This is a genomic window from Exiguobacterium sp. HSB13, from assembly GCF_056764755.1.
The window spans coordinates 1,165,225-1,186,387 of sequence record NZ_JBUZOM010000001.1; the positions used below are offsets into that span (position 1 = coordinate 1,165,225).

Annotated in this window: 21 protein-coding genes; 9 read left to right on the top strand and 12 right to left on the bottom strand. The window is 44.4% G+C overall.

What is annotated here, in order from left to right; translation table 11 throughout:
* Nucleotides 1-234 precede the first annotated feature (234 nt).
* Nucleotides 235-1,707 carry a sodium/proline symporter PutP gene (putP, locus tag ACZGCQ_RS06380; RefSeq protein ID WP_481265882.1) on the top strand — a complete coding sequence of 491 codons (1,473 nt, stop codon included), beginning with the start codon at nt 235-237 and terminating at the stop codon, nt 1,705-1,707.
* Between the two features lie 55 nt (nt 1,708-1,762).
* Here putP and ACZGCQ_RS06385 read toward each other — a convergent pair whose 3' ends face one another.
* Together ACZGCQ_RS06385 and ACZGCQ_RS06390 are read right to left on the bottom strand one after the other, a co-directional pair.
* A complete protein-coding gene (locus ACZGCQ_RS06385; protein ID WP_481265883.1) occupies nt 1,763-2,554 on the bottom strand; it encodes a class I SAM-dependent methyltransferase in 792 nt (263 codons plus the stop codon).
* Nucleotides 2,555-2,595: 41 nt separating this feature from the next.
* Nucleotides 2,596-2,910 (bottom strand): hypothetical protein, encoded by a 315-nt coding sequence (locus ACZGCQ_RS06390; RefSeq protein WP_023468579.1) that lies wholly within the window; start codon nt 2,908-2,910, stop codon nt 2,596-2,598.
* A gap of 204 nt (nt 2,911-3,114) precedes the next feature.
* Between ACZGCQ_RS06390 and ACZGCQ_RS06395 the strand changes: the two genes are divergently transcribed.
* The 3 genes from ACZGCQ_RS06395 to ACZGCQ_RS06405 all read left to right on the top strand — a co-directional run bounded on the left by ACZGCQ_RS06395 (nt 3,115) and on the right by ACZGCQ_RS06405 (nt 4,843).
* Nucleotides 3,115-3,597, top strand: a complete 483-nt coding sequence (locus tag ACZGCQ_RS06395; RefSeq protein WP_481265884.1) for a GNAT family N-acetyltransferase — start codon at nt 3,115-3,117, stop codon at nt 3,595-3,597.
* 131 nt (nt 3,598-3,728) lie between these two features.
* Entirely contained in the window at nt 3,729-4,427 is a 699-nt protein-coding gene (locus ACZGCQ_RS06400; RefSeq protein WP_481265885.1) for a queuosine precursor transporter, read from the top strand.
* Between the two features lie 59 nt (nt 4,428-4,486).
* Complete coding sequence (locus ACZGCQ_RS06405; RefSeq protein ID WP_481265886.1) at nt 4,487-4,843, top strand: PilZ domain-containing protein; 357 nt, start codon at nt 4,487-4,489, stop codon at nt 4,841-4,843.
* A 286-nt stretch (nt 4,844-5,129) separates the two neighbouring features.
* Here ACZGCQ_RS06405 and ACZGCQ_RS06410 read toward each other — a convergent pair whose 3' ends face one another.
* A complete protein-coding gene (locus ACZGCQ_RS06410; RefSeq protein WP_481265887.1) occupies nt 5,130-6,800 on the bottom strand; it encodes a glycoside hydrolase family 13 protein in 1,671 nt (556 codons plus the stop codon).
* A 224-nt stretch (nt 6,801-7,024) separates the two neighbouring features.
* On the opposite strand from ACZGCQ_RS06410, the gene ACZGCQ_RS06415 reads away from it, so the two are divergent.
* From ACZGCQ_RS06415 to ACZGCQ_RS06425, 3 genes are read left to right on the top strand one after another with little or no spacing between them, the layout of a single operon-like run.
* Complete coding sequence (locus tag ACZGCQ_RS06415) at nt 7,025-7,642, top strand: hypothetical protein (RefSeq protein WP_481265888.1); 618 nt, start codon at nt 7,025-7,027, stop codon at nt 7,640-7,642.
* Between the two features lie 48 nt (nt 7,643-7,690).
* Entirely contained in the window at nt 7,691-8,485 is a 795-nt protein-coding gene (locus ACZGCQ_RS06420) for a thymidylate synthase (RefSeq protein WP_481265889.1), read from the top strand.
* The gene (locus ACZGCQ_RS06425) at nt 8,482-8,958 is read left to right on the top strand and encodes a dihydrofolate reductase (protein WP_481265890.1); all 477 of its coding nucleotides are present in this window, start codon (nt 8,482-8,484) and stop codon (nt 8,956-8,958) included. Before ACZGCQ_RS06420 ends, ACZGCQ_RS06425 begins: the two co-directional genes overlap by 4 nt.
* A gap of 51 nt (nt 8,959-9,009) precedes the next feature.
* Here the strand turns inward: ACZGCQ_RS06425 and ACZGCQ_RS06430 are convergent, their stop codons facing one another.
* Together ACZGCQ_RS06430 and fumC are read right to left on the bottom strand one after the other, a co-directional pair.
* Nucleotides 9,010-10,527 (bottom strand): diguanylate cyclase, encoded by a 1,518-nt coding sequence (locus tag ACZGCQ_RS06430; protein WP_481265891.1) that lies wholly within the window; start codon nt 10,525-10,527, stop codon nt 9,010-9,012.
* 80 nt (nt 10,528-10,607) lie between these two features.
* A complete protein-coding gene (gene fumC / locus ACZGCQ_RS06435; RefSeq protein ID WP_029341963.1) occupies nt 10,608-12,002 on the bottom strand; it encodes a class II fumarate hydratase in 1,395 nt (464 codons plus the stop codon).
* A gap of 116 nt (nt 12,003-12,118) precedes the next feature.
* On the opposite strand from fumC, the gene ACZGCQ_RS06440 reads away from it, so the two are divergent.
* Nucleotides 12,119-13,423, top strand: a complete 1,305-nt coding sequence (locus ACZGCQ_RS06440) for a hemolysin family protein (protein ID WP_047395515.1) — start codon at nt 12,119-12,121, stop codon at nt 13,421-13,423.
* 22 nt (nt 13,424-13,445) lie between these two features.
* On the opposite strand, the gene ACZGCQ_RS06445 is transcribed toward ACZGCQ_RS06440, so the two are convergent.
* From ACZGCQ_RS06445 to ACZGCQ_RS06455, 3 genes are read right to left on the bottom strand one after another with little or no spacing between them, the layout of a single operon-like run.
* Nucleotides 13,446-13,847 (bottom strand): reverse transcriptase-like protein, encoded by a 402-nt coding sequence (locus ACZGCQ_RS06445; RefSeq protein ID WP_064299690.1) that lies wholly within the window; start codon nt 13,845-13,847, stop codon nt 13,446-13,448.
* On the bottom strand, nt 13,840-14,799 hold the full coding sequence (locus ACZGCQ_RS06450) for a CobW family GTP-binding protein (RefSeq protein WP_047393931.1): 960 nt from the start codon (nt 14,797-14,799) through the stop codon (nt 13,840-13,842). The genes ACZGCQ_RS06445 and ACZGCQ_RS06450 overlap by 8 nt, the downstream gene beginning before the upstream one ends.
* A gap of 11 nt (nt 14,800-14,810) precedes the next feature.
* Complete coding sequence (locus tag ACZGCQ_RS06455) at nt 14,811-16,001, bottom strand: HD domain-containing protein (RefSeq protein WP_481265892.1); 1,191 nt, start codon at nt 15,999-16,001, stop codon at nt 14,811-14,813.
* A gap of 140 nt (nt 16,002-16,141) precedes the next feature.
* Between ACZGCQ_RS06455 and ACZGCQ_RS06460 the strand changes: the two genes are divergently transcribed.
* Complete coding sequence (locus ACZGCQ_RS06460) at nt 16,142-16,627, top strand: hypothetical protein (RefSeq protein ID WP_481265893.1); 486 nt, start codon at nt 16,142-16,144, stop codon at nt 16,625-16,627.
* A gap of 270 nt (nt 16,628-16,897) precedes the next feature.
* Here ACZGCQ_RS06460 and ACZGCQ_RS06465 read toward each other — a convergent pair whose 3' ends face one another.
* The 4 genes from ACZGCQ_RS06465 to ACZGCQ_RS06480 all read right to left on the bottom strand — a co-directional run bounded on the left by ACZGCQ_RS06465 (nt 16,898) and on the right by ACZGCQ_RS06480 (nt 21,052).
* Nucleotides 16,898-17,464: a deoxycytidylate deaminase gene (locus ACZGCQ_RS06465; RefSeq protein WP_481265894.1), complete on the bottom strand. Its 567-nt coding sequence runs from the start codon at nt 17,462-17,464 to the stop codon at nt 16,898-16,900.
* Nucleotides 17,465-17,513: 49 nt separating this feature from the next.
* Entirely contained in the window at nt 17,514-18,722 is a 1,209-nt protein-coding gene (locus tag ACZGCQ_RS06470) for a toxic anion resistance protein (RefSeq protein ID WP_029341970.1), read from the bottom strand.
* Nucleotides 18,709-19,452, bottom strand: coding sequence for a 5-bromo-4-chloroindolyl phosphate hydrolysis family protein (locus tag ACZGCQ_RS06475; RefSeq protein ID WP_029341971.1), 744 nt, complete (start codon nt 19,450-19,452; stop codon nt 18,709-18,711). Before ACZGCQ_RS06475 ends, ACZGCQ_RS06470 begins: the two co-directional genes overlap by 14 nt.
* Nucleotides 19,453-19,708: 256 nt before the next feature.
* Nucleotides 19,709-21,052, bottom strand: coding sequence for a sodium-dependent transporter (locus ACZGCQ_RS06480; protein ID WP_481265895.1), 1,344 nt, complete (start codon nt 21,050-21,052; stop codon nt 19,709-19,711).
* Nucleotides 21,053-21,163: the final 111 nt, after the last annotated feature.

Here is a 21,163-nt window from a genome sequence, read left to right on the forward strand (position 1 = left end):
AGGGTCATTTATTTTTTGTTGAATTATTCTGAATATTTTAAATTGATGAACTTCAACAGGGACTAAAACCGTCCCAACCCCTTAAGGCACTAGGCGTGGCGGCACTTTTTATGAAATTGAAGTGACTTGCAAAGTCGTTTTATCCCCTGTAAGGTGGGGAACATATCATTTGGCGAACTGGTCAATACGTACTTGATCGCTGAAAAAACTATTGCATTTGGAGGATTTAACTTTATGACGCAAGAATGGATTTCGATCATCCTGTATCTTGTTCTCATGTTGGCAATCGGTTATTTTGCCTACAAGCGAACGACGAATACAGAAGATTACATGTTAGGCGGACGCGATCTCGGTCCAGGTGTCACAGCACTTTCTGCTGGTGCATCGGATATGAGTGGATGGATGCTCATGGGACTTCCCGGCGCCATGTATGCAACAGGTGTATCAGCACTTTGGCTCGCACTCGGTTTATTGATTGGATGTTACGTAAACTATATCGTACTCGCACCACGTTTCCGTCTCTATACGGAAATGGCGAACGACTCGATTACGATTCCTGATTTCTTAGAGAATCGTTTTGAAGACAAATCACGCGTGCTTCGTACTGTATCAGCACTCGTCATCATCATCTTCTTCACGTTCTATACATCAGCTGGAATCGTTTCTGGCGGAAAATTATTCGTCAGTTCATTTGGATTTGATTACCACTATGGTATGCTCTTGACGATTGCGGTCGTAATCGCCTACACACTTTTTGGCGGTTTTCTCGCAGTTAGTTGGACCGATTTCGTCCAGGGCTGTATCATGTTCATCGCACTCGTTCTTGTACCGATCGTCGCATTAACGGACGTCGGTGGAATCGATGGTGCGTACAATTACGCTGAAAACTTAGACCCTTCGTTGTTTGATCCACTCAAAGGAACAACTGCACTTGGAATCATCGGATTCCTTGCCTGGGGACTTGGTTACTTCGGTCAACCACACATCATCGTCCGCTTTATGGCGATTCGTTCCGTTAAAGATTTAAAAAGTGCCCGTCGTATCGGGATCGGTTGGATGTTCGTCTCAATCATCGGTGCGATGATGACTGGTCTTGTCGGGATTGCCTATTTCGAAGGACAAGGCAATGGACTGGGTGATCCGGAAACAGTCTTCATTCGTTTCTCGGATGTACTATTCCACCCGTATATCACAGGATTCTTAATGGCTGCGATTCTTGCAGCAATCATGTCGACGATTTCATCACAATTGCTTGTTACTTCAAGTGCGTTGACAGAAGATTTTTATAAGACGTTCTTGAAAAAAGATGCATCAGATAAAGAACTCGTCTTAACAGGTCGAATTGCCGTTCTTGTCGTTGCGATCATCGCAAGTGTACTCGCGTGGAATCCATCAGCGACGATTCTTGCACTTGTCGGTTATGCATGGGCTGGATTCGGTTCTGCCTTTGGTCCGATCATCTTGCTTTCTCTCTACTGGAAACGGATGACGAAACAAGGTGCACTGGCTGGTATCATCTCAGGTGCCTTGACAGTCATCATCTGGGTTCAACTTGGACTTAGTACGACGCTTTACGAAATGGTACCTGGATTCTTCACAAGCTTGATCTTTACGGTCGTTGTCAGCTTGATGACGAAACAACCGGTCAATGCCGTTCAGGAAACGTTTGAAGAGATGGAAGACGAATTAAAAGACGCTGTTCAATAATCAGCGAATAACGAGTAAGACCTCTGCCGGAAAATTGGCAGAGGTCTTTTTTGACTTACAGTTCAATCACACCATAATGCAACTTCGACGTCTTCCGCTTTGTTCGTTCGAACCCAAACCGTTCAAACAATGGGCTCTCATAATGTGCTTTTAAAACGATGCGCTGACGTGCCACACGCTTCGCCTCCATCATCGCTTCTTCGGATAAGGCTTCATAATTCGCAAGCGTTCGTAAAGCGTCGAGGTGCGTCGATTCTTCGACGGTCTGTTCGAACATGGGATCAAAGTAGATGACATCAAAAGAATAATCCGGACATTCTTTCAAATAGGCGAGATGGTGTTTGACTTTCACTTCGATTCGTCGCATTGCTTGATTGATCGGTTCGTAGGATTCTTCCCACCGTTTTAATCCGTTCTTGACGACAAATGCTGTCTCAATCCGGCTCTCTAAACCGATGATCCGCCCCCGCTCTCCGATGGCATGACTCATGACGATCGCATCTGCCCCGAGTCCAAGCGTACAATCTAACACATGCATCCCTTCCGATAAGCGTCCGATTGAAACTAGTGGATCTCCTCCACCTGCATCAATTTGTTTGATGCGAAACACCGCACTTGAAGGATGGAAAAAGAACGATGTCGTCTCGCCTAGTGGATATAACTCAAGCCGCTGTTTATCGACGACAAGCACCGGTAATCCTGTCTCCTGTTGCAAGTATTCTATGCTTTTTTTCTGACGTACGACGTAAACGAAATGTATCGTTTCATCCGCTAACAACTGCTTCACACGATCATGTACGTCGTCAGTCGGACGAAGACATGTCGTCAGTCCAATGGTTGGTTTCATAATGTGTTCCTCCATAAAAAAATAAGCTAGCCGGAGCTAGCTCATTTCTTTTTCTTCAATAATCCTTCGATGTCTTCAATCAATGCTTTTTTCGAAATCAGGTCTTCTTGCTTTTCCTGTTCGACTTTTGCATCGACCGTCGTCCGCTTCATGAGTGCTTGTAGCGTCTCATCGATGCTTGACTTCAAATGATCTCGGTCTTCTTTATTAAGGGAAAGATCATGTTGAACTTCATCCCCTTGTTCATCTAATTGGCGTAAGCGTTCCGTCAATTGTTTCGCTTCACGATTCAAGTCCGAATACAATCGTTCGATTTGCTCTAGACGCAATTTGATTCCGTCACGTTCTGTGAACACGTTTTCCAGCCCCTTCCAGTATGCAGTTGTCTACATCATTACTTTACCATATTCCGAGGTAATTAAAACAATCACAAGATGATTACAGAATGACTTTTTTTAGATTTCTTCCTGCGGATCGATTCCAGTTAATTTTTGCAATTGCACGAAGGGTATCGCTATAATGTAAACGAAGCATCAATTGGGATGAGGGAGGATTTTGTGATGGAATTAAGACGTCGAACATTACGTCATGTCGATCAAGCTGAGTACGATCATTTCTTGAAGTATGGCGAGCAAGCATATGGACTGACTCCGCAAGAAATCAAAGGGTATGACCATGAGCTTGGAGAAGAGCGGGCTTTTGATTCCGTCGAGCACAGTTATCCTGAAGATTATTACTTTGATATCGTTGAAACGGATACGATCGTGGGGCGGGTTCTGCTCTTAAAAATGGGTCATTACTTCCAACTCGACTTTATGGTGTTTGATCCCTATACGCGTCGGGGTCTAGCTACTCAAGCAGTTGGAGAAGCATTGACGTATTCTAAGGTACTAGATCGCCACGAAGTACGCGCACGTGTCCTTGATCAATCACCGCACGCTTCGTATGCAAAACGCATTTTAGAAGCGAATGATTTTACATCAACAGAGAACTATTACGTCAAAGGAAGACGTCGTCGGTACTCTCTGCAACGAATGGGCTAAAGACTATCGAAAGACCATGAACCTCATGGTCTTTTTTTATTGCCCCTCATCGCTATCGCTCTATCACCTTTGACAGGCGATCGATTTCAGCGTACAATTTTCATCTGTATGAACAGAAAGGAGCACACCTCATGAACGAATGGTTATGGATCCCTTCCATCTTTTTAACGATGGGATTATTGATTTTTAGTTATTATTTATTTGGTAAGACAGGATTGTTGATGTGGATTGCCATCGCAACAATCATTGCAAACATCCAAGTTACACAAACCGTCGATATTTTTGGTTTCGTCTTTACGTTAGGGAACGTCGTGTATGGCAGTTGTTATCTAGCGACGGATATCCTCAATGAAAAATACGGAAAACAGGTCGCTCGTAAAGGCGTCTATATGGGGTTCTTCTCCCTGATCACGACGACCGTTCTTATGCAGTTCAGTCTCTTATATACACCACTTGCTGATAAGGCTGCACTCGAGACATCCGATTCCTTGCATTTATTGTTTGGACTCTTACCATGGATTGCTGTTGGTAGTCTTGCCGCTTATCTCGTCTCGCAACTATTCGATGTCTTTATTTATTCAAAAATCCGTCAGAAGACAGGCGAACGTAAACTTTGGTTACGGACGACAGGATCAACCGTATTAAGTCAGTTGCTTGATACGTTGACATTTTGTGCGATCGCTTTTCACGATATGCCCTTCTCCATCTGGTGGCAAATCTTCATTACGACGTATCTCGCGAAATTCGTCGTCGCTTGGTTCGCGACACCATTCATGTATTTAGCAAAGCGTATCCATCCGACGAAACAATCGACAGAGGCAGCCGCTTAACCTAAAAAAATGTAGAAGACTTGACGGAATTGTCGGATAATGGGAGAGGAGGTGCCTGCATGAAAATCAAACGCAACGAACCATTTCGATATACGCTGAAGACGCCAATAACAGGCGAATTTTATCTCATGAAAAATGAACAGCGTACACCTAATGGACTGATGAAAATTCATAATGTCTCACCGAATGGGTTAGCAATCAGCACAGAACTAAAACTCCCGCTTCTGAAATCGATGAAGATCGTTGTTGAGTTCTCATTGATCGAAGGGCAGGAACCCTTATGCATCGAAGGGCAACTACTGCATGAGAAGCCAGTCGGTCCCGAGAGACTGTATGGCATCCGCCTCAATCCGTCAACGACTGACCGCGATACAATCATCGCTCAGGTTAAACAAGTTGCTCAATTGGAGCGATAATTTATTCAGATGAATAAGGAGCTGACTCAAAAGTCAGTCTCTACAAAGAAGAGGGTGGCAGATTGATGATCTGCCACCCTCTTCTTGTACCATTTTTTGTAAAAAATGACGCATCACACGCAACTCCTACAGGAAAAAGCACATTTATGCGCTTCAGAGACAAACAAGACCCGCTTTCCTGCTTCAATAAAGCAGGAAAACTGGCTTGTGTCTCGCCTGAGGAAAGTGCGTGAAAAGATGTGTCATTCTTTTTTTGAGTCAGTCCTCTGTTTTATGCCTAGATGAATTATCCTTCAAACGTTCGGAAGACGACGGCTTCGTAAGGTCGAAGCGTGAGTTCGTCAGTAATGACGGACCCCTCGTAGTTTCCGATGACGCGGTCTGACGTATCATGCGTAAACGGAACAGTTACATCATGGTCCGCAAACGAACAGTAGACATACCATGTCTCACCTTCAAGCGTCCGTGAGTAGGCGTATACTTCCGGATGATCTTCGAGTAAGAGTTGATAGCGACCATAGACGACGAGTTCATGATCATGTCGTAGACGAATCAACTGTTGATAGTAATAAAAGATAGATTGCTCATCTGCAAGCGCCTGTTCGACGTTGATTTCCGGATAGTTCGGATTGACCTTCAACCATGGTGTACCCGTCGAGAACCCAGCGTTCTCCGACGCATCCCACTGCATCGGTGTCCGCGCATTGTCGCGTCCTTTGATATGGATAGAACGTAGTAGTTCAGCCGGTGATGCCCCTTGTTCCGTACGTTCTTTCCACATGTTCCGAATTTCGATATCTTCATAGTCCACGATATCTTCAAAAGCGACGTTCGTCATGCCGATTTCCTCACCTTGATAGATATATGGCGTTCCTTTTAACAAGTGCAACAGTGTAGCAAGCATTTTAGCTGATTCGACGCGGTACGTCGTGTCATTTCCGAATCGACTGACGACGCGGGGTTGATCGTGGTTGTTCCAATAGAGCGAGTTCCAGCCCGTCTCATGTAACGCCGTCTGCCATTTCGTGAAGTTCTGCTTGAGTTTGAGTAAATCAAACGGAATGACGTCCCATTTCCCGTTCGGACCTGAATCGAGATCCATGTGTTCGAACGTAAAGACCATGTTGACCTCTTTACGTGCCGGATCTGTGTATAGAATGGCATCATCCGTTGTCGCTCCTGGCATCTCACCGACTGTCAGGACATCGTATTTACCGAAGGAGGCTTCGTTCATCTCGTGTAAAAACTCATGAACACGTGGTCCATTGATATAATGTTCTCCACCATCTCCATACAGTGCCCCTGGATGGACCGTCGCATCTGGTAAGCCGGGTGTCTTCGAAATCAAGTTGATGACGTCCATTCGGAAACCATCAATTCCTCGATCCAACCAACGACGAATCATTCCGTACACATCGTGACGCATCTGTTCATTTTCCCAGTTCAAGTCAGGCTGCTTCTTCGAGAATAAGTGTAAGTAATACTCATTCGTTGTTTCATCATATTCCCAGGCAGGTCCGGAGAAAATCGAACCCCAGTTGTTAGGTAGCGAACCGTCTGGATTTGCTGGGCGCCACATGTAATAATCCCGATACGAATTGTCTTTGCTTTGACGCGATTCCGCGAACCACTGATGTTCATCTGACGAATGATTGATGACGAGGTCCATGACGATTTTGATATCTCGTGCATGTGCCTCATCTAGAAGACGATCAAAATCATCCATCGTTCCGAATTCCTTCATGATGGCTTCATAATCACGGATATCATAGCCATTATCGTCGTTCGGTGAATCATAGACAGGACTTAGCCAGATGACGTCGATGCCAAGTGTCTTCAAATAATCCAACTTTTCGATAATCCCATTCAAGTCACCGATTCCATCCCCATTCGAATCATTATAACTACGTGGGTAAATTTGATACACGACACTATCATGCCACCATTTACGTTCCATCCTCAACACTCTCCTCTTTTATGTACGTATCGTGCTACATATTGAGCAAACGATTGCATCAATTTGTAAAAGCGCTTTCAATTATCACAACGTCATCTTAACATGTCCATGAGAGGTGCTCAAGCAAGAACCTCAACATATTTGATATCATGAAATATGAAATACAAGTGTTTACTACATCCAAGATGATGGGAAAGAAAGGTATGAGAAAGGAGTGTGGACAAATGTATCGTCGATATTTGCTCTTCCTTGTCTGGGCGATTGCTATTGTCTTCATCTTATTATTTGGAAATAATCGTGTTTTTCCAGACGGTTTCTTGATTTCGTTTTTACGTTTCGACCAAAGTCAATTTGATACATCCGCGTTAAGTTTATTTGCCTTACTCGGTATTTATCCGTTCGCTTTCTTTTTACTATTTCTAGATGAGAAGCGATTCATGCGGCCAGGACCGCTCGTCGCAAGTATTGGATCGTTTTTCTTAGGTGCCTTCGTGTTGATGCCTTATGTCGCACTTGCCATTCCAAGGAAAACTTTTCTTCCTTTTCGTCGTCGAGGATGGATTCCGACCGTCGTCGCCTTACTTAGCGTTGTGACGACATTGTTGCTTTGGATTGCTCTTGCTCGATCTGATTGGAGTATATTCCGCATCTACTTTGAGACCAATCAATTCGTTCGAACGATGACCGTCGATTTGTTATTATTCTACATTTTGCAAGTCTATTTGCTCCGTCGCATTCGTCTTCGGAATGCACAGTCATTAAAGTGGCAAGACGTGATCCCACTCTTTGGCTTATTCCGTTATCTATTCGCAAGACATTTACCGACATCCTCAAAATCTTAATTTATGGTACAATGAAATTTGGATTTTTTGAAAAGGAGCTGTCATCCGATGGAACAATATCATGCACTTTGCGAACACATTTTGGAACATGGAACAAAAAAGGAAGACCGGACGGGAACGGGGACGCTCAGCGTGTTTGGTCACCAAATGCGCTTCTCCCTTCAAGATGGCTTTCCTCTCATCACGACGAAAAAGTTACATATGAAGTCGATCATCCATGAGTTGATTTGGTTCATCTCGGGTGATACGAATATTCGTTATCTACAGGAAAATGGTGTGCGGATTTGGAACGAATGGGCCGATGAGAACGGAAATCTAGGTCCTGTATATGGAGCTCAATGGCGCTCTTTTCCACGTCCAGATGGCACGACAGTCGATCAGCTGGCACAAGTCATTGAACAGATCAAGACGAATCCGGATTCTCGTCGTTTGATCGTCAGTGCTTGGAATCCTGGACAAGTCGATGAGATGGCTTTACCGCCCTGTCATCTCTTGTTCCAATTTTATGTCGCTGACGGAAAACTATCATGCCAATTGTATCAACGTTCAGCTGATGTTTTCCTAGGCGTACCATTCAATATTGCATCATATGCGTTACTGACACATATGATTGCACATGTATGTGGACTTGAAGTTGGTGACTTCGTTCATACGCTCGGTGACGCCCACATCTATTCGAATCATGTGGAACAAGTCAATCTTCAGTTGACGCGTACCCCTAAAAAATTACCGACGCTGCGCTTCGCTCGAACAGTCGATCGTATCGAAGACTTCCGCTTCGAAGACATCATCATTGAAGGATATGATCCTGATCCGCACATTAAAGGTGTGGTAGCCGTATGATCACACATATCGTAGCGTATACGAAAAATCATGTCATCGGTCGTGACAATGCAATGCCTTGGCATCTTCCAGCTGATTTGGCTCACTTCAAGCGTACAACGATTGGCAAACCAATCATCATGGGACGAAAGACGTTCGAATCCATCGGACGACCATTGCCCGGTCGAGAGAACATCGTCATTACGCGCGATCAAGCGTTTGTAGCCGAAGGGGTAACGGTATGGCATGATCTATCCGCTTTACAACCATACGTCGATTCAGAAGAAGAAGTCTTTTTAATTGGTGGTGGAGAGTTGTTTGCTCAAACGCTTCCTCTTGCTCGCCGCTTGTATGTAACTGAAATTGATGCGGTTCTTTCTGGAGATGTACATTATCCCGAAATCCCGTCTTCATTTCAGATCACTTCCGAAACACGTTATGATGCGGTCGAGGGAAACGATTATCCGTTCATCATTCGTCGATATGATCAGTAACTAAAAAACAGCCACATTGCTCCGAATAACGGACGAATGTGGCTGTTTTTTTTAAGGGATTTGCATGATCCATTCAGCAATCCATTCCTCCATATCAGAATCGATCTGTGAGGTTATGATGTAGTCTGTCGCACCGCATGATAGCGCATTGGCTAAACGATCGTCTTCTTGATCCGTCACGATCAAAATATCAATGATTGATTCCCGTTGTTGTCTCCACTCCTCTAATCGTACAAAGTTCTCTCTTGCTAATTGATCAAGTGAAAGAATCGCCAATTGTAATGTGGTCGTCCGACAATCGTCTAGTGGAATCACCTCAATATGATATTTCGGATGATCTGGCATATCAAGCGTATGTACCTGTTTGAGTAATCCTGGCTCGACACGGATATAGACCGGTATTTTTTCAATGGATATCGCTGTGGAATAAGACACCACTTGATTACGTCCGTTACGTTTCGCTTGATACAGAGCTTCATCTGCCTCCGCTGTTGCTTGCGCAAGCGTCGTATGTATATTAAATGAAAAGGATAGACCAATCGAAACGGTAACTTTTAATCCATTCGCAAAAATATGTCGTTCGACGCGTTCACGTACTTTATTCATACTAGCGATTGCTTGTGGCAATGTCTCCGCTGAGAACAACAACATGAATTCCTCACCACCGAAACGAATGAATTCGTCGTCGAGACGAGCGGCTTGTTGAACGACGGTAGCTAATTCGGAAAGGACCAAATCCCCCGTTGGATGTCCATGTAAATCATTAATCCTCTTAAAATGATCGATATCAAAAATCGCTAGCCCAAATGTCCGATGTTCACGCTCGAGACGTGCTAAGCGACGATCAAACGCATTTTGAAGGTATTTTCGGTTATAAGCACCTGTCAATTCATCGACCAAAATCGTCGAAGATACGACTCTTAATTTTCGTAAGAGTCTCGCTAGACGAACATGCCGTTCTTCATGCGTCACCGTTTCATCCCAGTAGTCATCAGCTCCCAACTCGTAGCTGACTTGACGAATGTCAGACCGGTTCGGACCTACGATGATGACGGGAACGAATGCCGACTCCAGTTGTTTAATGAGTTTTTTGAACAACTCTAATGAATCCACGATAAAGGCATGGTCGATGATGACAGCATCCATAGCAATATCATGTGATATCGACATCGTGTCTTCGACCGAACTGAAGAATCGTGACATATAGCGCTCCTGTTCGAGCGATTTCTTCCATTTGATATTTTCAAGAAAACGTCTTGTCACAGTGACCACCAATTCTTTTCGAATTCGATTGGCGCGTGAACGTTCCGACAACTGATCGACGATGGGTTGCAGCAATTCTTTGACGCTTGACTGCGAAATGACAGCGTCCATTTGTTCCCACGTCACTTTTTCACGGCTGACTTGATCAGCGAGTCCCTTAAAGAGCTCTTCTCTCCCGAGTCCTTCGAGCCAGCTGGCTAAAGCTAGCAATTCTGTCCGTGGTACGTTCGGCATTCGAAGTAATGTCTCTACCATGACAATCGTTTGTTGCAGTTGTTTTTCTGCCCGTTTTCGACTCCGTTCCATCCAATTCCCTCTCTTTCTATAGATCCGAAAAACCGTCCTCGGATAAAGAGAAAGCGAGGGAATTCCCCCGCTTTTTCAACTCACGCTTTTAAGTTCGGACGGACCATATCTGCTGGTACGATCCATTGATCATATTGTTCTTCTGTTAGTAAACCTGTCGCAAGTGCTGCTTCTTTTAGAGTGGATCCTGACTGATGCGCCGCTTTCGCAATTTTCGCCGCATTCTCATATCCGATGTGCGGGTTGAGTGCAGTGACGAGCATCAACGAACGTTCGACGTTTTCAGCGATGACGGACTGTTCTGGTTCGATTCCGATCGCACAATGGTCATTGAACGAATGCAAGGCGTCTGTCAATAAACGAACGGATTGAATGAAGTTATACATGATGACCGGTTTAAAGACGTTTAGTTCGAAATTCCCTTGACTTGCAGCAAAACCAATCGTTGCATCGTTTCCAAGAACTTGCGCTGCGACCATCGTCAACGCTTCACTTTGAGTCGGATTGACTTTCCCCGGCATGATTGAGCTTCCCGGCTCATTTTCTGGAATCGTGATTTCACCGATTCCTGCTCGTGGACCTGATGCGAGCCAGCGGACATCGTTCGCGATCTTCATCGCGTCCATCGCTAGCGCTTTGACCGCTCCATGTGTGAAGACGAGTTGATCGTGGCTCGTTAAGGCATGGAATTTGTTTTCCGCGCTTGTGAATTCATATCCCGTTTCTTCACTCATCTTTTTCGCAGCCAAATCACCGAACTCAGGATGAGCGTTGATGCCGGTTCCGACTGCCGTACCGCCGATTGCTAATTCCGTTAACGGATCAAGCGTCCGTTCGATCATTTGCTTCGAAAGTGCAAGCATCCGGACCCAACCACTGATTTCTTGACCGAGTGTGATCGGTGTAGCATCTTGCAAGTGTGTCCGTCCAATTTTGACGATATCCGCAAACGCGTTCGCTTTTTCGTCAAGTGTCGCATGCAGAGCATCAATCGCTGGGAATAGTGATTCCAGCAAGACTGTTTTTGCCGCTAAATGCATTGCTGTCGGATATGTATCATTTGAACTTTGTGATTTGTTGACGTCATCATTCGGATGAATTGTCGTCTCACTACCTTGTTCTTTTAACTTGCGTGTCGCGACCCGAGCGATCACTTCGTTGACGTTCATATTGGATTGTGTACCTGAACCCGTTTGCCAAACGACAAGCGGAAACTCATCATCGAATTTCCCCGCGATGATTTCGTCACATACTTCAGCGATGACACCCGCTTTTTCTGCCTCAAGCACGCCTAAGTCACGGTTCGCAAGTGCTGCTCCTTTTTTCAGGACTGCAAAGGCACGAATGACTTCAATCGGCATTTTTTCCGTTCCGATCTTAAAGTTTTCTAGACTACGTTGTGTTTGTGCGCCCCATTCCTGCGCTTCTGGTACACGAATTTCCCCCATCGTGTCACGTTCTACACGGTATTCCATAAACAAATTCCCCCTTTTGATTACTTCTCTTCTAGTTTACCGGAAAGCTTGCGGAATGGGAATGAGGGAGACAGTTTTGGGGAATAGTTTATTATCGAAAAAGGAGTGAAGATTTTATGTGGTTGATAAATTTAATGATTGTTTTGTTATTGATTCTGGCAAACGGCATTTTTGCGATGACCGAACTCGCTTTGCTTTCCTCAAAACGTTCGAAATTGGAAAAAGCAGCGAATAATGGTAAGAAGTCAGCCCATGTCGCGTTAGAGTTACTCGATCGCCCGACCGATCTGTTATCGACCGTACAAGTCGGCATCACGTTGATCGGAATCGTCAATGGTGCATTTGGTGGTGCCGCATTATCTGGTCCTGTCATCAACTGGCTCGCTCAATTTGAATGGATGGCTCCTTATGCCAGTACAATTGGCTATATTCTCGTCGTAACGATCATTACCTACATTTCGCTTGTCATCGGTGAACTTGTTCCTAAGCGTATCGCCCTTGTCAGTCCTGAACGGGTTACGATGTGGCTTGCCCCACCGATGCGTTTTTTCTCAATCGTGCTTCGACCATTCATTTGGGTTCTAAGTAAGTCGACGAGTTCCATCTTCCGTTTGATTGGTTTGGATCGCCTACAGACAGAAGACGAGACGGAAGACGAAGTCCGGCAATTACTGATTCGTGGTACGCAAGAGGGAACCTTCAACCGGTCTGAAGCGGAGCAAGTCTCTCGTGTGTTTGATTTTCATGATTTGTACGCTTACGAACTGATGGAGCCGCGTACCGTTACCGAATGGATTGACTTAGCGGATGACTCCGACACGATCTTACAAGAGCTTCGGCAAGCGCGACATCGAAACTTACCGGTTGGTCATGGTGACTTGGATCACTTCGTCGGTTTCATTGATGCGAAAGAAGTGCTATCAACGGAACGACCTGTTCAGGAACTGGAACGACTGATTCAGTCACCGCTGATTGTTCCCCGTCAATTAAAAGCAACCGTTTTACTCGAACGGATGCGGAAGGAAACTGTATCAATTGCTTTCGTTTTAGACGAGTACGGGGGGTTCCTCGGTATGATTACTTTATTTGATATTCTCGAAGCATTTGTCGGTGAGATTTCAAGCGTCGAGGAAGAACCGGAACTCGTCATGCGGAAAGATGGGTCGTTCCTCGCTGATGGATTATTGCACATCGATGATTTGAAACGAACGCTCGGTTATACAGATGACTTACCTGGAGAACAGTTGAACGCCTATCATACGGTTGCTGGTTTAATTTTATATACGTTAGGTGATGTACCCTCCCGTGGGAGTACTGTCGAAATTGGACCGTATCGGTTTGAAGTCGTCGATTTAGACGGACGACGCGTCGACCAAATTTTGATTGAGCGCATCGAACATAAACAAACACCCCTACCGTGAGGATAGGGGTGTTTGTCGTCAATCATGCTTCGTATAATCGTAACGCCTCTCGTGCGACACGATCTGCTTTATTCTCCGACCGTGGAATCCACTTCACAAAAGCGAGTGGTAAGAGTTGATAACGCGCAAAGGCAGGATCAAAGATCGTCTGCGTTCGTTTATTCTTGACGAATTCGCGTTCGACCGCGAGTGCAACTGCTTCTGAATCCGTCCGAAACGAAATGACACTCTCGCCTTGTGCGATGAGTTCGTGCGCCCACTCGACAGCTTTTGCAAAAGCAATAAATTCTGCCTCATGATTATTGATTGCTTGAATTTGATACATTTTTTCCGTGACTTCGCCCTCGGAATTTTTACTAAAAAGTCCAACCGCCGCTTCATCATTCGAAGGACGGACCGTACCGTCAAAATAAAGTTCAACCATGTTCAATTGCCGCCTCGATTCCTTTTCGTATCGCTTGTTCATCTAGCCCTTTCCCAATGAAGACGAGCGTCGTCTTTGGTTGTTCGCTAAATGGTTCTCTAATCGCTGTTCCGTAAATCATGCCAGTACCTTGTAAAATGACCTTTCGATCCGTATCTGCAAAATGAATGATCCCTTTATAGCGATACAGGTCTTCCGCATAGGCCTCTAACACCTCACGTAGGACCATTCCGAATCGATTCCGGTTCAACGGTCGTTCCTCGACAATCGTCAATGCCGTGAAATCCTCAACCGATTGATGAATCTGATCCGTTTGTTGACTAAGTCGTACTTGCTCTTCTTTTGGAAAATGGAACGTTTCAAACAGTCGATCTGATTCGAGTTGACCTTGTTCCGTTTCAATGATGGCTGCAGAAGGATTTCGTTCGCGCAGTAAAGCGGTCAACGTTTCGCGCTCTGATACATCAACTAAATCCATCTTATTTAAGATAAGGACATCAGCAAAACCGATTTGTTTCACATTTTCTTGGAACGTCAGTTGACGTTCTAAATGATATGCATCGATGACTGTGACGACACTGGAAATCTGATAGGACTGTTCAACAGCCGGCTCAAAATAGAATGTCTGTAGAATCGGTCCTGGATCAGCGACGCCTGTCGTCTCAATCAATAATCGATCAAACGATAGCTCCCCATCTCGACGGCGTTTTGCGATCCGTAACAACGCATCCCGTAAATCACCGCGAATCGAACAACAAATGCAGCCATTCGTCAATTCGATCATCTCTTCGTCACTTCGTTCAATCAATGCTTCATCAATATGAACAGAACCTACTTCATTGACGAGCAACGCAAACTTTTCTGTCGGTTGAGAAACGAGATGATTGAGTAGCGTAGTTTTACCGGCACCTAAAAAACCAGTAATGACAGTCGTACGTATTTTGTCTTGCATGATTTCACTCCTTAGCGTCCTTGTTGCTGACGCCATTTTTCTTTTCGTGCATCGAGTAGATCGATCGCATGGAGATACCAAGCATCTGTCGTTTGCGGCGTAACACTTGATCCCCACTCGCGTTTACCATGGTGTGATAATACCATATGCATGAGACGGTGATAAACAGCACGCGGTAATCGGATATCTTCTTCTCGAAGTGTTTGTTCGAGAACAAAACATCCATATGGCATATGCCCCATCAACACGCCGTCCGGATCAAGCGCAATGCCCGCCAGTTCTTCCTCTTCCTCTGTTACGTGCAGCAGTCTTGAAAAACGATCTGCCGAAGCCCCTGCATGTGTATACTCCCATAGCTTTCCGATGTCATGCAATAAAATGCCGAGTAACAATTCGTTCGGATTTGGACGTTGATCTAACAGTGCAACCCCTTTTGCCGCTTGATAGAGAGCATCAAAACTATCATCCCAAGAAAATTGACGTATCTCTCGTTCAGCTGCTTGGAATAGTTCATTTTTATGATCGGCTTCTGCTTCTTGAATACATTTGAGTAGCGTCAAGTATGGTTGTTCACTATCACAAATTCCTCGACCAATCGTCATCATACAAGCAGTGTGTTTCAGCAACCCACCGATATAGGCATGGTGATGAAAAAGAGCAGCCGGTCGTGTCGAAAAATCTGCCCAGTACTGTCGCAAAATCGAGAGCGCGATTTCTTGATGAGGAGAATCAAGCTGACCGACTAATCCAAGCAACTGATCACGGTATGTTTCAAGCGATTCACCTGCCGGTAACTGTGGCAAGAACTGCGTCGGTGAGGCCTCATGAATCGGAGTGACACGCTGAACGGTCAATGATTTGTTTCCGGATTGCGGCGGATATTCCTCTACCTTTGCCTCGACCCGAACGATTCGTGTTTCGAGATAGGGACGAAGTGCTTCTTCTGCCGTTCCTTGATTGATCCATTGTTTTCCCTTACAAGATCCAGCGGGCGAATTGAACGTGAATTGTAACCATTCTCGTCCGGTTTGACCAGTACGGATTTCACCAGAGGCAACAAGTAGGACCTCTTCCACTCGTTCACCGGGAGCACATGTATCAATCGAAAATCCAATCGGTTGATTCGACTGATTAATGGAAAAATCAACATTTTCATAAGGAGGCATCGTCACTTCTGGAAGTGCCTTAAATAATTGAATCACGTCATCTCACTCCTTTTTCTTCATTCATATCATAGCAGACACGATTTCATCACGACTACTATTAAACAGATATTGTAAGCGTTTTCTAAATGAATTATGATGAAATTGGAAGTCCATTTTATGCTTAAGGAGGAGAAACGATGATTCGACCACTTACTCAACTATACAGTGAAGCTGTTGGCACACTCGATCAATGGACGTTATCCGAAATCGTGACACGCGATCAAATTCGGCAAGCTGTTCAGTTGTACGATCCATATCAAATGCATACGTCGTATGCTTTGGAACAATTGTTGATTCATGAATTGCGTGAGGCTTGTCAGCATGTCCAAGAACAAGGGCTAACGTTGGCTGATGCGCAAACAGAGCTTCTCATTCTCTCTGCCTTCCAAAGTGATGCGGGCTATCAAGCAGAAGAAATTCAAGATATGTCTCCCACTGCAATCAAACGACACTTATCCTCGCTAGACGCTGCCTTTAACCGACTATTGCATCAACTGTTTTTACATCAATCGCAACCAGACATCCTCTGTCAGCGATTCATGACGATTCTTTCAGGTGCGGTCGCCACGAAATGCGCAATCCGTGCTAAACGCTTCAAGGAAGCGACACTTGTTCATCCATAAAAAAAATCCTGACTCATGTGAGTCAGGATTTTTTCATTCAACGACCTGGCATTCCAGCTCCTTGATTGGTTTTGTATGAAAATGCGGCGTTCCGCTTCGTCATATTCTATAGTCATCATGACAAACTATTCAATTCCTGTCAATTCTTTTCTAAAAAAAAGTGGACCGATTTTCGATTGAAAATCAGTCCGAATGGAAGAGTGAATAATTACCATGGCAATGCTTGATTTCATCATACAATGCAATGGAAGCGTTTACAACCCTTTTCCGTTAAATTTTTTCAAGAAAATATTCGTTTGCGAGTGGCAAGTGAATGGCTTCGATCCCACTCTGCCTCATCAGGTTCAAACCGTCCCCGTATTCATAACCTGTCGAATAGACGACCCGATCGATTTTAGAGGCAATCAGCGCCAAACTACATGCATGACACGGACTATGAGTCACATAAGCGGTCGCATGACGCGCACTCGTCGAATCGGCTGCTAGCTTACCGAGAGCGTTGATTTCAGCATGAATCTCGTGTTGTTTCGACCATTCATGGTGTTCTTCTTGATTTTCGCACCGATAAAAAAGAATACCGTTTCGCTCAATCGATTCTTCAACCATCGGGTGGTCAGGTCGTGATGTATAGAGAATACCCTCTTGCTTTAAGTAGATTTCATTGCAGTTCACATGCTGACTAGGTGTTCCATTTATCCCAATCGAAATCGGTTTTTCATCTTTGACGATGACACAGGCAACAGATTTCGAGGCACATTTAGAATGACGATCTGCCATCATCCGTGCGAATAATAACCATGTCGTATCCCATTGCAGCTGTTTCTCTTCACTTTTCATTCCTAATCCTTCCTTTCATGAAGGAAAGGAACACGAAAAATCGTGTTCCTTAGTATGGTCGATTCGGTAATTCTCTGCTTTTTGAAGCGACTTCGATGACTTTTTGTTTCAGTTCGTTCTCCATTCGTTCTAACTCATGCTCCGCATCACGACGCTTTTGTTTTCCTTCTTGTTGGATGCGTAATGTTTCATCGAGTGTCTCAATCAAGTTTTGATGTGCAACCTTTAACGATTCAACAGATACGATACCTTTTTCGTTTTCTTCCGCAATTTCAATTGACGATTCCTTCAACAGCTTCGAATTTTGCTCAAGTAACTGGTTCGTCGTATTGGTGACATCCTTCTGCATTTCAAGCGCTGCCTTTTGACGCGACAGACTCAAAGATAGGACAACTTGGTTCTTCCAAAGTGGAATCGTATTGACGACGGCTGATTCAATTTTTTCCGCTAGAATTTGGTTGTTTTGTTGAATGACACGAATTTGCGGTGCCATCTGCAAGCTAATCGTTCGAGATAATTTTAAATCATGGATTTTCTTTTCAAAACGATCCGTCAATTGAATCAAGTCATTTAATTCCTGTAACTTCGTTTGATCCCGCGATACCTCGACTTCTGTTCGTAACGGTTCGATTTCATGTTGACGAACGTGAGCAATTTTCGTTTCGCCGGCTGCAATATAGACGTTCAATTCTTCGAAATAACGCTTGTTCTTTTGATACATTTGATCAAGTAGCGTAATATCCTTCATTAAACCAAATTTCGATCGATCAAGATTGTGTACGACTTCTTCCAGATACGCACTCATTTTCTCGTATTGCAAGAAGTACGTTTCCGCTTTTTTCTTCGCCCGACCAATGACCGGTACGTTCGACCAGAAACTCTTTTTTTCTTGGAGCGTGTCTGGATCCATTTGGCGGACACGTTGCATTAAATCACTCAACAATTTTCCCGCTTCGCCGCCATCCTTCATCTTCACTTCACTTAAGACTTGATCAGAGAATTGGGATAACTCACGTTGAACAGGCGCGCCAAACTGCATGACAGCATCTGTTTTCTGAAGATCAATCACCTGTAGTAGACGTTCGATCTTTTGTCGTTGTTCTGACGGAACATCTGAAGGAATCATCTCTTCGACCGGACGTGCCGGCATTTTAGGTGGTGTCTCTGCTACATTCAGATCGACCGATGGATCAGAAATCGTCGGTTGCTCTTGCTCATCAGGCCATTGTTGCCATGTATCTTTATCAGAATGGGTCATGTCGGTAACTCTCCTCCTGTTTTCGTTGTTCAGTCTCTTGCGCCAGTACCTTTTCAATCGTCAAAAGTTCCCGTTCTAAATCAACGGTGTCTCCTTCAAGCAACAAGGTTTGTTGCTGTTTCAGCTTTTGACCGATCATCTTTAAGTTCGAAATCAATTGATTTTTCGTATCCAATTGAACTTGGGCACCACGGCGTTCCAAATCGGCATATTTTTCTGAAATCGACAATAAGGAATCCAAGTAGAATGTAAAGAAGTCCCGAACTTTTTTGACGTCGCGTGGACTTTCATATAATTCCTCGAACAATACATGCGCTTCACGAGAGACGATTCGCATCTCGCTTCTAATTTCGCTATCTCGAATGGACGGAACGATTTGATCGTACGTCTGGATTTTCGCAAATCCTTCTTCGATTGTCCGCTGCAACACTTGAAGCTCCAAATCATCCGTCTCTTCAAAACGGCGTGTCGCCCGTTCTGGTTTTAAAATGACACTTCCGACGAATTCCTCTTCATCGTCAAGAAGTAATTTCTTTTTCACATTTTTCCGCTTGATTTCAGTCGACTTCCGTTCTGTCCGATATCGTCGACCTGGTTTTGTCCGGTAACCGCTCCAAATGAACCACAAACCAAGAGCGATGAAGATTCCCGAGAAGTTAAACGTATCGGCTAATTGTAGAAATACGAACATCATACCGATGGAACCAAATATCCACCATGAAGACTTCATGTCATCCCCTCTTCCTTCGTGCTGATTCTTCTATCAGGTTTACGTGTCTTTATTTTAACATTACGTATGGTCTAACAAAAAGTTTCCCGTTTTTGCGAAATGTTACGCCTCATGTATTCATATTTCACCATACTTTTTAACGAATGACATCAGGCTGAAGAATGAACTGTTCAGGCTTTTCTGTTTGATATCCTTTCATGACAAATAAGGTAGTCGACAATTTTAGTCGACTACCTTATGGAGAATACTTCATTTATTATCCGAACAACGGCCAAACAAGAATAATGAGGATCGCGATTGGACTTAGGTAACATACACTCAGTCGCCAGATTGGGACCATTTTTTTCATCATTGGGCTAGTAACCAATTCTTGTTCGACAAGTGCACGGTCTAACTTAAAGCCAGCAAAAATCGAAATTAATAATGCACCGATTGGCATTAAAATATTCGAGACTAGGAAATCAACGCTATCAAAGAACGTTTTTCCCATGAACTGTGCATCACCTAAGATTCCGAACGAAAGCGCGGACGGAATCCCGACGATTGCAATCGCTAGTGTCGCAAGCCATGTCGTCCGTTTTTTATCACGCATCGTCGCGTTTTCTTTACGATCCGTTAAGGAAGCAACAACGACTTCAAGCATCGCGATCGATGACGTGATCGATGCGAAAGCGAATAAAAGGAAAAACAACGTCAAGAAGACTGAACCAAACTGAATTTGGCTGAAGACTGTTGGTAAGACGATAAAGAGTAACGCTGGTCCTTCTGCTGGATCAAGACCTGAAGCAAAAACTGCTGGGAAAATCGCAAATCCTGCGAGTAACGAGACAGCGACATTCATTGTAACGATCCAAGCTGCAGAACGATTAATCTCTCCACGTTCCTTCATATAGGAAGCGTATGTCAGCATCGCTGATACACCGAGCGATAGTGAGAAGAACGCTTGACCGAGTGCACTGAGCACTGATGTTCGATTCAGGACCGAGAAATCAGGCTGTATGAAGAATTTAACACCTTCCATTGCACCATCGAGTGTCAAAGAACGGACAACAAGAACAATGAAACAAACAAATAATAAAGGCATCATGATTTTACTCATTTTTTCAATACCAGATTGAACTCCGCGTAAGACGATCCAACACGTCAATGCGAGGAAAATCAATTGTCCTGAAATGACATAGAGCGGTGAGGCAGAAATCGTGCCGAACAGTTCACCAAGCGCACCACTGTCCATCGTCGTTAAACGACCAGTAAACCCTAGAATGGTATAAATCAATACCCATCCACCAATGACGCTGTAGAAAGAGAGCAACAAGAAACATGCGATGACACCAAGGACACCAATGAACGTGAACTTCTTATGGCCAAGCTCCGAGAATGCTCGAAGTGCTGTTTTCCCGCTCGTTCGACCGATTAAAAATTCGGCAATCAAGACAGGCAGTCCAAGCAGTAAGGTAAACACGAGGAATAAGAGTAAAAACGCGCCTCCTCCGTTCGTTCCAGTCGTGTACGGAAATTTCCAAATGGCCCCCAGACCAATGGCGGATCCCGCTGCTGCTAAAATAAATCCAACTTTTGAAGCCCATGCGTTTCCTTTCATGGTGCTCCACCTCCTTTTCAAAATACTTTTTCATTGTACAGAAAGAATCCGTGAAAGTCATCCTTTATCAAATATTTTCTTTAAAGCGTCAAAGCATAACCGCATACGTGT